Here is a 12,465-nt window from a genome sequence, read left to right as displayed (position 1 = left end):
ACGAATTTTTTTCAATTTTTACTCGCATGGCTCGCAATTGCACGAATTCCTCCAAAAAAATATTTCTTTGTGGATTTTTCTGCGCTTTCAGGCTGACTGAGATTTGCAATCTCGGTCAGGAGATAATGAGGATTTGTAATCCCCTAGGTTTATTTTTTTGAGAAGAGTTTTTTCCTTTTTAGGTATCTATAAGCTGCATATTGGACTTATCTCATTGAGGATCTTTACTTTCATTGTCGTTACTTTTGTCATTGCCACAAAAGTAACCAAAAAGGCTAGTCAGAAAAATCCTTCTGCCCGCAAGGCTCACGCCGGCCCGGTTTTCTGACGTCTCAATGCGCAAGTACTACCTACGATTATTGGTATAAGAAACGTAAAGGACTTTTTTCATCTGTATGAATCTAAAATTTTCAATCTGCGACAAATCTGTTCAATCTCCTGTACTTGCGAGAGGCTTGTGAGAGGCTTTTGGCGTTTAAAGGAGAAGAGAGAGATTAGAAGCGAGATGCGAGATGCGAGAGATTAGAAACAAGAACCAAGAATCAAGAAGCAAGACAGATTCGCATATTTGAAAGAAGTTTTTTCTTGCCTACTAATTATTGGAGCAGTCTCGTAGAGACGACCGACGTATTAGCCGAGGGTTTCAACCCTCGGATCAAATGGGTCGAGCTCTTTTTCCATAGTCCCATCGGGACGGCCGACATAAAATTCTTTAGCTCATGTCAATCGTGTCTACGACACTTCGCCATTAATTATGATTTATCATCAACGGGTTGAAACCCGTTGCTAAAATGTAGGCCGCTCCGATGGAGCTGCTAGATGAATTATAGCATGATAATTTGACATATTTTCACGCCAATTATATTGATCTATGCGCCTTCAAACCAATTATTCTGTGCCAATCTGTAAAAACTGTGGACACCTTATTTTGCGGTCGTTGCGATCAATCGTTGTGCTCGTGGCGTGAAACCTTCCGCGGCTTGGTGCCTTTGCGAGACACCCAAAGTTACGGGTTACTGATGTTGGAAAATTTCGAATGATAAACTGGTGGTTTACTGTGTCATTCCTCCTTCCTACTTTCCCTTTATTAACACCAACTCCGTCTGTGGTTCAATAAGGTATCTTGCCCCATCTTTGGTGACTACGGCCATTTCTTCCACAGAGATGGTTTTGGTATAGCCATCAGGTAAATCCCAGGCATGGAAACCATCAAATGCGAAAATCATTCCTTCTTTAAGAGGTTTTATTGCTGCCGGTCTAACACTTGGGTCAGGAAGCAAGCCTCCGCCCAAGTTTGGTCCGATGTCATGGGCTACATACCCTACTGGATGTCCGGTACTCCACATCACAGGAAGTGATCCTCTTTCAGTCATCCAGTCCCTCTGAGCTTTGTCCACTTGATAGCCTAATACTCCTGGTTTCATTGCATCAAATGCAGCTTTACCTCCTCCTATAGATGATTCGAAGTAAAACTGCACAGAATCCGGTGCATGACTTTCTCCTTCACGTAAAACATAAGCAAAACGCTGAATGTCAGAAACCCAAGTATCCCAAACTCGGATGCCAAAATCAGTTTGGATCACATCGCCAGGCATGATAACTTTATCTGTAGCGTGGGAGTGCCCTCGGTCATAACCGGAGTTCACACTTGGATTTTGATCGGGAGACCAGCCATCCTTTACTCCATACTGTTCCATTTTCTTTTTCAAGAAACGGGCTACATCCGCATCTGTGGTTGTTCCGGGGATTACCTGAGCGTATGCTTCCAACTGCCACTGTGCAGTCAATTCAGCAGCTTTGGTCATGATATCGATTTCAGCAGGAAGTTTCACTGCCAACCATTCATAAATCAGTTCTTCGGAAGAAACTAACTTAGAAGCTAAATTACCTAAGGATTTTTCTAGTGTTTGTCTTTGTGTATAGCTTAGACCATCTGCCAATAATTCATTGAATGAACTGTTAACCGCAATGCGATTAAAGCTTTTGCCTTGCATGTAAGTTGCTCCAATGTTTATTGCTGAATTTCCTCTATCAACTGGAATAACTTCATCATGAATCGCTAATTCAGCTAAAGCAGTAGCCTCTCCAACAGGTGAGAAAGCTTTGGATACTACTTTTTCACCATCTAAGTAAAATAAAAATAGGGCCGTACCGCCTGCATTTTCACCACCGATGTGTTTGGCAATGGGGTCATTATTATTTTCTCTGCAAATAATTGCCCAAGCATCTACTTCAGCTGCTTTCATAGCCTGGGGAAGTAAATCGGAGATCCGTTGCTTTCGGATTTCAGGCCATGGACTTGGTCCAGCAAATGGGTTGTCAAAATTTGCTTCTTCTTTAGATGTATCCGTATGGCAGGCTGTAAAAACCGTGGAAAGCATCAAAATAAAGGCAGAATAGATGGTTATTCTCGATAAGGACTTCATGATTAGAGAGTAAAAGTTAAGTGAATCAACGGTGAAAAATACGAACTTAACGCTGATGACAAAAGGATTTTTATTTATCTTCGGGGATAAAATTCATGAAACTATGAAAAAAATCAATCTATTCTTAACAGCAATCTTTGCTACTTCTATGCTTTTATTCTCTTGTGGTGCTGAAAAAGCAGCAGAAACAGAAGAATCAGCTGATGATTCACAAACAGAGGTCAAAGCTACCGAGCAAAGAGCTAGCCCACTTCGGACCCTAGAAGGCACTATTGGAAATGCTCAAGCACTTGTTCAATATGGAGCTCCTTCTGTCAAAGGTCGCGTGATTTGGGGAGACTTAGTACCATATAATGAAGTTTGGAGAACCGGTGCCAATGAATCCACCTATATTGATATCGATCAGGATATCACTGTGGAGGGCGAGATCTTAGCAGCTGGTAGATATTCTATTTTTACAATTCCTAAAGTGTCGGGAAAATGGACAGTAATCTTTAATTCCGAATGGGATTTAGAGCATGGGCATTTTCAATACAAAGATGTCAATGATGTGCTTCGTGTGGAATCTACTCCAGAATGGCAGGAGGAAAGTCAGGAACAATTGAGCATTGCTATCGAATCACCGGGATTGGTCGTACGATGGGAGCGTTTGAAGTTGCCTATTGTTATGAAATAGATAATCACAATTATCTTAATCAAGCCTACTACTCTATTGAATAGTAGGCTTTTTTATGGCCTGTTTATTAATACAAGGGGTTCTTGAAAAGATCCAAATTTTTTTTGAACTTTTAGTAATTTTAATTCAGGTAACAACTATATTTGTTTGATTCACCCTACATCCTATTTATCCTTTCTATGCGCTATTTAGGCTTTCTAGTTTCAATAATAATTACTGCTTCTCTTGGAGTAATATTATCCATTTCTATCAAAACAGTCCCTCCGTTAGGTATTCTTTTAGATCCTCATCATGGGTTTTGGCAGCATGCGTATAGTGAAGATGAACTAGCTAAAAAAGAAATTAATTTAAAAAATCTGAAGGGGGAGGTAAATGTAGTTTATGATGAATATTTAGTCCCCCATATTTTTGCAGAAAATGATGAAGACTTGTATCGGGTTCAAGGATATGTTACGGCACAGCATCGATTATGGCAAATGGAATTTCAAACCATGGCTGCTTCAGGTCGAATAACCGAAATCGTCGGGGATATTGCTCTAGACTTGGACCGCATGGCGAGAAGAAAGGGATTGCCTTATGCAGCTGAAGCAGCGATGCAGTATTTGGGAAAAAATGAGCCTGAAACCATGCGATTGGTGGAAGCTTATGCAGATGGTGTGAATCAATACATCGATCAGTTATCTCTCGCCCGGTTACCCTTGGAGTATAAGATACTAAACTACCGTCCTGAACCTTGGTCTGCTTACAAATCCATGCTGCTTTTAAAGTATATGGCAGATATGTTGGTAGGCGATCGGGATTTAGAATTTACCAATCTTCGAAATATATTGGGTATGACAGTCTTGGGGAAATTCTATCCAGACTTTCCTAGAGATAATGACCCTATTATTGAGTCAACAAAAAATTGGGATTTTACTCCTGTTTCTGTTGAAAAACCAGCCACAATAAAGTACCCTAATGAGACCGTTGGTTTTCAAAATTTAGTGCAACCTGAGGAAGGTACTGGTAGTAATAATTGGGCGGTTCATGGTTCAAAGACCGCTTCTGGAGCGCCTATTTTGGCCAATGATCCACACTTGAGCATGAATCTACCGTCTATTTGGTATTCCTTGCAATTATCCACTCCAACTCATACTGTCAAGGGAGCAAGTTTACCAGGTGCTTTGGGGATTATTTCAGGATTTAATGAACATATTGCTTGGGGTGTAACTAATGCTACCCGTGATACTAGGGATTGGTATAAAATCACTTTCAAAGATGATAATCGCACAGAGTATTTGTATAATGATCGCTATATACAAAGTACTTTTCGTGTTGAAACCTTTAAAATTAAGGGTAAGGTGGATTTTATCGACACCATTGTGTACACACATCATGGACCAATTGTATTTGATCGAAGTTTCCGAGGAGACCGTGACGATATGAATTATGCTTTGCGTTGGACAGCCCATATGGAATCCAATGAGCAACGAACATTCCTAGAGCTTAATAAAGCAAAGAATCATGCAGACTATATAGCTGCGTTGAATCACTATACTTCTCCGGCACAAAATTTTGTTTTCGCTTCAAAATCCGGTGATATTGCGATGAAAGTTCAAGGGAGATTTCCTTTGAAATGGAAAGATCAAGGTAAATTTTTGATGGATGGAAATGACCCTGCTTATGAGTGGCAAGGTTTTATTCCTTTCGAACATAATCCTGCCACTTTAAACCCTGAAAGAGGTTTTGTTTCATCGGCAAATCAGCACCCTGTAGACCCATCCTATCCGTATTATGTTTTTGATGCTACGTATGAGCATTATAGAAACAGAAGATTGAATTCTCGATTGGAAGAGTTGGAAAATATTACGATAGAGGATATGCAGGCACTACAATTTGATAATTTTCACCTTCATGCTGCCGAGGCTTTGCCAGTGATGTTAAATTTGTTAGGGTTTGATGAATCTTTAAATTCTGACTCTATCGAAGCAAAGTACTTTACCCAATTGGCGGATTGGAACTACTTCACTCACCCCAATCAATCTGAACCTACATTATTTCAGGTATGGTGGGATAAATTGTATGAGTTAATATGGGATAAGTGGAAAATGGAAGGGAAACCAATTCTTTTGCCCAATAAGTATCAGACTACATTATTATTAGCAGAAGAGCCAGAAAGTGAGTTTTTTGATAAAACTGAGACTTCCCAAAAAGAACAAGCTAGAGATTTGGTTAAAGAATCTTTTGAGGCCTTGGTCGCATTTATGAAAACTTGGGAGGAAGAAAATGCTGATTATACATGGGCAACTTATAAAAATACGACTGTTCAACATTTAGTACCTAATTTTAAATCTTTCAGCCGAGCGAATGTCTACACTGGTGGAGGAGCGGGGATTTTAAATGCTACGGGTTCCAGGCATGGTGCGAGTTGGAGAATGGTGGTAGAAATGGGTGATCAAATCAAAGCCTTTGGAATCTATCCGGGAGGACAGTCAGGTAATCCAGGAAGTAGATTTTACGATCATTTTCTCAAGACTTGGGCAAATGGAGAATATGTTAATTTTGATCTCCGTAGTCGTGACCAACAGTCCGGAGTATTATTCACTACAAAATTTAAAAATTGAGATGATAAGATTCGCTACACAATTGATTGTTGTATTTTTGATTGTCTACTTTCTAGGAGGCTTGTTTTCCTTTTGGATTTCTATGTTGTTTGTAGGTTTTACGGCATTGCTGATCTTAGAAAATAATGTGGCAGCATTTTTTGCGACTGGGTTAGGCTTTGGGATAGCTTGGTTGAGCAAAGCATTAGTGATTACGGTATCTACTGCTTCCCAGTTACCCCAACAAATGGCAGATTTAATGGGAATTAGTAATGAAAACCTACTATTTGTAGGTACTTTTCTCGTTGGTTTTTTGCTAGGAGGATTTTCAGGACTTACCGGAACTAGCTTGAAAGGAGTATTTCAATATAAGAAGGAAGGATATTATAGAGTGTGAATTTAGCATGATAAAATAATTTTTAACAAATATGTTTTTCATACCTTTTTTAAAGGTAATATAGATTCCCTTCAAGTTCCTAATTCACACTCCATAATTCGCTAATTCCGGCTCAGAAGATACTTACTACCCAACCAGTACTTTCTCATTTTCCTGTTTTTCTGTCCGATAAGCTGTTTCATTTTTCATATCGATTTTATTCAATTCCCGTTTGATGATGGAATATCCCGACAGACCTGAGATCAGGGAAGCTAAAAGGATCCCCATTTTGGCTTGCTCTTGATAGATAGCTGTCTCAAATGCAAGCGAATTAATAAATAGGGACATGGTAAATCCAATCGCAGCCAAGAAAGAAACTCCCAACAATAAACGGGTATTCAATCCAGCAGGCATAGTGAATAACTTCATTTTGATGCCTAGCATTGACAAGCCGAAAATACCGATAATTTTACCAAGTAATAACCCTAAGCCAACACCTAAGGCCACTGGACTGGTAATCATTTCCATCCAATCACTGTCAATGACAACTCCCGCATTGGCTAGAGCAAATACCGGCATTACAAAGTAAATAACCAATCCATGCATGCTGCGCTCTAGACGCTGCAGTGGGGAGATGGATGCCTTTGAAATACGCTTAATCTCACCGATGATATTTTCTTCATCCGCTGAAAGTAAATACTCATCTTTCTCAGCCTTGTTGGCTGTTTTAAACTTTTTAGTCAGGTTACTAATAGAATTTAGGTAATCAGATTTATCAATTTTTCTATCAGCTGGAATGGCAAATGCCGCTAATACAGCCGCAATGGTAGCGTGTACACCAGATAATAAGGTTGCCAACCAAACTCCCCCTATACCTAACACAGCAAAAATAAATACTCTACGGACGCCCAAGAGGTTGAGGGCAAACATCAAACTTAAAATCCCAAGGCCAATTGTCAGATTAAATGTAGAAATTTCTGAAGTGTAAAATAACGCTACTACCAATACAGCACCAATATCGTCTATAATTGCCAAAGCAGTTAAGAAAACTTTTAACTGTATTGGAACTCTAGGACCCAAAAGGTATAGTACGCCCAACGCAAATGCGATATCGGTTGCCATCGGGATTCCCCAACCGTTTAAACTTTCAGTGCCATTTCCTGCATTGAAAGCAATGTAGATGGAAGCTGGTATTAACATTCCTCCAATGGCGCCAACAATCGGCATCAGTACATTTTTAGGGTTGGATAATTCGCCTGCTACGATCTCACGCTTCAATTCAAGTCCTACTACAAAGAAAAAGATGGACATCAAGCCATCATTGATCCATAATAAAAGTGATTTGTATACACTGAATTCACCAATGCTGAAGCCTATTTTTTGGCTAAGGATCCATTGCATAGAACTATTGGCAGGCGTATTCGCTAAAATTAGCGCCAACAATGCTGCAAAGAACAACAAGAAAGAGCTAAATGTACTCTTCTGAATGAATTGAATCAAAGGACTCAAGGCACTGAACTTTAACTTTCCTGAATTCATAGTGTTGAAGTTTTTTAGAACAATGTTTTGAATTCATCAGATATACTTATCGAAACCATTAATTATTTTAATGATTGAACTGATTTGAAATAATATACTGATGCAGAAATTTCTCTACGCAAAAAAATATTCAAAGGTTTAGCTTGTAATGATTCCAAATCAGACTCCATCATCACATGGTGAAGACTTTTAGCTACAGGTAAATATTGAATTAATGCAACCTCAATAGACGGTGAGATTTCTAGCTTTGAATTGGCTACGAACCCTTTCCACAAGTTCAAGTGTAGGGGTTTCTGTTTCTGCCAACGTATAATTGATTCCTAACTGTTCCCATTTACTTTTTCCCAATTGATGAAAACGAAGGATTTCTACACGTTCAAGAGATTGAATGTTGGCACAGATATCTGCTACTTTTTCAACATTCTCCCAACTATCCGTAAGACCAGGAACCAATACAAAACGAACCCAAACGGGGCGATTCAGTCTGGAAAGACGCTCAGCCAGTTCCAATGTTGGTTGAATGGGTTGTTTGGTCACTAGTTTGTAGACTTCAGGATCACCTGATTTGATATCCAGCAAATGGAGGTCAATGTCCATTAAATCTTCATCAGAAAAATTTGCCCCTAAAAAGCCTGAGGTATCCAAACACGTGTGCAGCCCTAGTTTTTTTGCAGCTTTAAAGATTTTTTTGACAAATGCATGTTGAAAGCCAGGCTCTCCCCCAGAAATCGTCAGTCCTCCTTTTGAAATTTTCAGTACCTCTGTGTAAGAGTTGATTTTTTTCATCATTTTATCAAAGGCATAAGGCTTGCCATTTCGGATATCCCAAGTATCGGGGTTATGGCAATACTGACAGCGGAGTTTACAGCCTGTCAAAAACAACACGAAACGAATCCCTGGGCCATCCATGGTACTTCCGATTTCATACGAATGTACATAGCCCATAGAGCCATCATCTATGTGAGTTTGTATAGTGGAGGTAGTGAGTAATTCTGCGTTAGAAGAAACTTCTGGTAATTCAGAGTTTCCCTCATTACCAGAAGTTTTAAATGCATACCTGCTACGTGCTAGTTTATTTGAACCCATAGTATCTAATTAGATCGATCCGTGGAATGTCCTGTTCAAAACATCCACTTGCTGTTCTTTGGTCAACTTCACGAAGTTAACAGCATAACCGGATACACGAATGGTCAATTGTGGATATTTTTCAGGATGGTCTATAGCATCTTGAAGTGTTTCTTTTGTCAATACATTCAAATTAGCATGAAAGCCATTGGAAGCCATAAATGCATCGAGTGCACCTACTACCTTTTCTGTTTTTTCCTCTTCAGGCCCCAACGAATTTGGAATCATGGAAATTGTCAAAGAAATACCGTCTTCGCAATCATCATAAGGTAGTTTTGCCACCGAAAGCATGGCAGGCAGCGCGCCATATTTATCGGCTCCATTGGATGGGTTTGCCCCAGGAGCAAATGGTTCCCCAGCCCTTCTTCCATCAGGCGAGTTACCTGTTTGCTTGCCATAGACCACATTAGATGTAATGGTCAGAATGGATTGTGTATGAGTAGCATTTCTATATGTGGGATAATTTCTTATTTTCTCCATCATTTTAGAACAAAGCATTACCGCAATGTCATCTGCCCGTTCATCATTATTGCCATATCTTGGGAATTCTCCTTCTACCTTGAAGTCTACGATCAAGCCAGCTTCATTTCGGATAGCCTTGACTTTTGCATATTTGATCGCAGATAAACTGTCTGCTGTATGTGATAATCCGGCCAAACCAAAAGCCATAGTTCGGAGAATGTCACGATCATGGAAGGCCATCAAAATCGATTCATAACAATACTTATCATGCATGTAATGAATGATATTTAGTGCGTCTACATAGGTACGTGCCAACCAATCCATCAACACTTCAAATCGCTTCATGACTTCTGTATAGTCCAGATAGTCTCCTTCTATTTCCTGAATTATTGGGCCTATCTGAGCACCACTAATTTCATCTTTTCCACCATTTAGTGAATACAGCAAGGTTTTGAGTAAGTTGACTCTTGCTCCAAAAAACTGCATTTGTTTTCCAATAGCCATAGCCGAAACACAGCATGCGATGCCTGCATCATCCCCATATTTAGGGCGCATCAGGTCATCGTTCATATACTGAATCGAGGAGGTGTCTATGGATACTTTGGCCACAAAATCTTTGAAACCTTGAGGAAGTCTGGTAGACCAAAGAACTGTCAGGTTTGGTTCTGGAGCTGGACCTAAGGTATATAGGGTATTCAGCATCCGGAAGCTATTTTTGGTTACGATGGTTCTGCCGTCCTGCCCCATACCACCAATAGATTCGGTAACCCAAGTTGGATCCCCTGAGAATAATTGATTGTAAGAAGGTGTGCGTAAAAAGCGTACAATTCTGAATTTGATAACCAAATCATCGATCAGCTCTTGAGCCTGTGACTCCGTTAAGGTGCCTTCTTCTAGGTCACGTTCAATATAGATGTCCAAAAAAGTGGAAATCCGCCCGACTGACATTGCTGCACCATTTTGTTCTTTGACTGCAGCTAAAAATGCAAAGTATAACCACTGAACGGCTTCGCGTGCATTGGTAGCTGGATGTGAAACATCAAAACCATAGCTTTCGGCCATCGTTTTCAGTTCTTTCAAGGAGCGGATCTGACTGGAAAGCTCCTCTCTTAATCGGAGAATGTCCTCAGTTGACCATCTTGTATCAATTTCTTGCTTTTCCTTGATCTTTTGTTGAATCAAAAAATCAAGTCCATAAAGGGGAAGTCTTCTATAGTCTCCAATTATCCTACCGCGCCCATAGGCGTCTGGAAGACCGGTAATGATTCCTGATTTTCTGCATTTCCGAACTTGTTCTGTATAAGCATCAAATACGCCATCATTATGGGTTTTGGCATATTTGGTAAATATCTCTGCGATTTTCTGATCAGGTTCATATCCATAAGCCTTCAAGCTATCCTCTACGGTACGCCAGCCACCCTTTGGCATGATGGCACGTTTCAGAGGTTCATCAGTTTGAAGACCTACGATTATTTCTAACGCTTTATCAATATAGCCTGGTGCATGTGCAGCTACTGTAGAGGGTATCTGTGAAACTCCCAGAACTCCTTTTTCTACTTCTTCTTTCAGTAACGGCTTTAGAGCCTCCCATAGTTTTTTTGTTCTATCAGTTGCTCCTGCCAAAAATGAGTCATCGCCTGAATAGGGCTGATAGTTTCTCTGAATAAAGTCTCTGACATTGATGGTTTTTTCCCATGTGCCTGAACGGAAATTTCTCCATGCGATTTCAAACTTTTCTTCCTGGGTTAACATATATTTTCAATTTAGTACTGCTTGATTTGCTCTGCAAAATTAGTGTACGCTAAGGTAAGAGACTAGTTGCTGAACATGATTAAAATCATGTTTATGTATGAATTTTTCTATGATTAGTTATTCTTTTATTGGAGTATTTTTGTATTTGTTAGCTTTTGATTGTTAACTATAAAGTTATATCCAAAAATATGCAACTGAATTTAATCTATTCTTTTGATATTTGCGTAAGAAACTTCATGTTCATTTGTAAGTGTAGTATTTTATGAAAAATTATTTTACCATCATCGCTTCCTTCATAATCATGTTGTGCTTGGGAAGTTTGTATGCATGGAGTGTTATTGCCAACGAACTCGTAAAGGACTACGGGTTTACCATAGGGCAAGCTCAGCTTATTTTTGGTGTTTTAATTGCTGTCTTTCCCTTGACTATGGTGATTGTTGGTCAACTGGATCAGAAACTGCCGCATAAGTATTTAGGAGTGATATCAGGGATTCTTTTCCTATCCGGGTATCTCCTAGCGGGACTGTCACAAGGGAACTTTTTTCTTATTTTAATTGGCATTGGTTTACTGGGAGGAATAGCTACCGGTTTTGGCTATTGGGTTGCATTAAACGCCTCTGTTCGCTGGTTTCCTGAGAAAAAAGGATTGGTAACAGGTATTGCTACCGCTGGCTTTGGCTTGGGGGCCATGGTGATGTCTCTGGTGATAGAGTATTTGTTAAACAGAGATTTTTTGATTTTTGATATTTTAAAACTTTTTGCGCTGAGTTATGGAAGTATAGTAATTGGGATGTCTTTCTTGATTTATCAAAATCCGATTACGATAGATTCCAAAAGTGACCAATTAAAAGTGTCTATGGTAATCAGGACTAGGTTATTTCAAAAACTATTCTTTGGTTTATCACTGGGCACATTCGCAGGTTTACTGATTATTGGCAGTTTAAAATTGATCGGAAGCGAGTTAGGAGTTTCTTTACAAGTTTTGATCTTAAGTGTATCCTTATTTGCAATTGCCAATTTTTCCGGAAGGCTAGTTTGGGGTTTCGTCAGTGACTATATCGGGGCAAGTTTGAGTATATTTTTAGCGCTTTTGGTACAAGGAGTGTTCATTTTCTTATTGAATGTTATGGACCACAGTGATTTTTCTTTTTTGGTAGTGGTTGTTTTGATTGGTTTTGGCTTTGGAGGTAATTTTGTTCTTTTCGCAAAGGAAACAGCGCATGTATATGGAATACAAAATCTAGGGGTTATTTATCCTTTCGTTTTTCTTGGAAAAACAGTTGCAGGAATCACTGGGCCTTTGGCGGGTGGATTTCTTTATGGGGTATCATCATCTTTTTATTATCCAATCTTATTTGCAGGTGCGATCAGCATCCTTGGGAGTCTCTTATTTTTGCATCACTTTCTAACATCCCGTAAACTTTCAGAGCAACAATTTTAACTATTAAAATTGGTTATCAGCTATCAGTTGTTATTAAAAATAGGAAGGAAGCTTTAACGATATGGAAAAAATTCCCATGTATTTGA

At 39.4% G+C, this 12,465-nt stretch carries 8 protein-coding genes; 4 read left to right on the top strand and 4 right to left on the bottom strand.

The annotated features are described in order from the left end of the window. Positions 1 to 1,073: 1,073 nt before the first annotated feature. Positions 1,074 to 2,426, bottom strand: a complete 1,353-nt coding sequence (locus IE080_RS08820; protein WP_189580860.1) for a M24 family metallopeptidase — start codon at positions 2,424 to 2,426, stop codon at positions 1,074 to 1,076. Between the two features lie 103 nt (positions 2,427 to 2,529). Here IE080_RS08820 and IE080_RS08815 point away from each other — a divergent pair, with 103 nt between their 5' ends. The 3 genes from IE080_RS08815 to IE080_RS08805 all read left to right on the top strand — a co-directional run bounded on the left by IE080_RS08815 (position 2,530) and on the right by IE080_RS08805 (position 6,081). Further along, complete coding sequence (locus IE080_RS08815) at positions 2,530 to 3,102, top strand: DUF2911 domain-containing protein (protein ID WP_189580857.1); 573 nt, start codon at positions 2,530 to 2,532, stop codon at positions 3,100 to 3,102. A gap of 179 nt (positions 3,103 to 3,281) precedes the next feature. After that, entirely contained in the window at positions 3,282 to 5,705 is a 2,424-nt protein-coding gene (locus IE080_RS08810) for a penicillin acylase family protein (protein ID WP_189581069.1), read from the top strand. Between the two features lies 1 nt (position 5,706). Continuing rightward, positions 5,707 to 6,081, top strand: coding sequence for a hypothetical protein (locus IE080_RS08805; RefSeq protein WP_189580855.1), 375 nt, complete (start codon positions 5,707 to 5,709; stop codon positions 6,079 to 6,081). A gap of 126 nt (positions 6,082 to 6,207) precedes the next feature. Here IE080_RS08805 and nhaA read toward each other — a convergent pair whose 3' ends face one another. From nhaA to pflB, 3 genes are all read right to left on the bottom strand, one after another. After that, the gene (gene nhaA, locus IE080_RS08800; RefSeq protein WP_189580853.1) at positions 6,208 to 7,599 is read right to left on the bottom strand and encodes a Na+/H+ antiporter NhaA; all 1,392 of its coding nucleotides are present in this window, start codon (positions 7,597 to 7,599) and stop codon (positions 6,208 to 6,210) included. Between the two features lie 222 nt (positions 7,600 to 7,821). Then, positions 7,822 to 8,685 carry a pyruvate formate-lyase-activating protein gene (pflA, locus tag IE080_RS08795; RefSeq protein ID WP_189580850.1) on the bottom strand — a complete coding sequence of 288 codons (864 nt, stop codon included), beginning with the start codon at positions 8,683 to 8,685 and terminating at the stop codon, positions 7,822 to 7,824. A gap of 9 nt (positions 8,686 to 8,694) precedes the next feature. After that, on the bottom strand, positions 8,695 to 10,938 hold the full coding sequence (gene pflB, locus IE080_RS08790; RefSeq protein WP_189580847.1) for a formate C-acetyltransferase: 2,244 nt from the start codon (positions 10,936 to 10,938) through the stop codon (positions 8,695 to 8,697). A 262-nt stretch (positions 10,939 to 11,200) separates the two neighbouring features. Between pflB and IE080_RS08785 the strand changes: the two genes are divergently transcribed. After that, positions 11,201 to 12,379, top strand: a complete 1,179-nt coding sequence (locus tag IE080_RS08785; RefSeq protein WP_189580845.1) for an MFS transporter — start codon at positions 11,201 to 11,203, stop codon at positions 12,377 to 12,379. Positions 12,380 to 12,465 lie beyond the last annotated feature (86 nt).

It is taken from the genome of Mongoliitalea lutea (genome assembly GCF_014652135.1).
GTDB classification, from domain to species: domain Bacteria; phylum Bacteroidota; class Bacteroidia; order Cytophagales; family Cyclobacteriaceae; genus Mongoliitalea; species Mongoliitalea lutea.
This window is presented reverse-complemented; position numbering and strand designations above follow the sequence as displayed.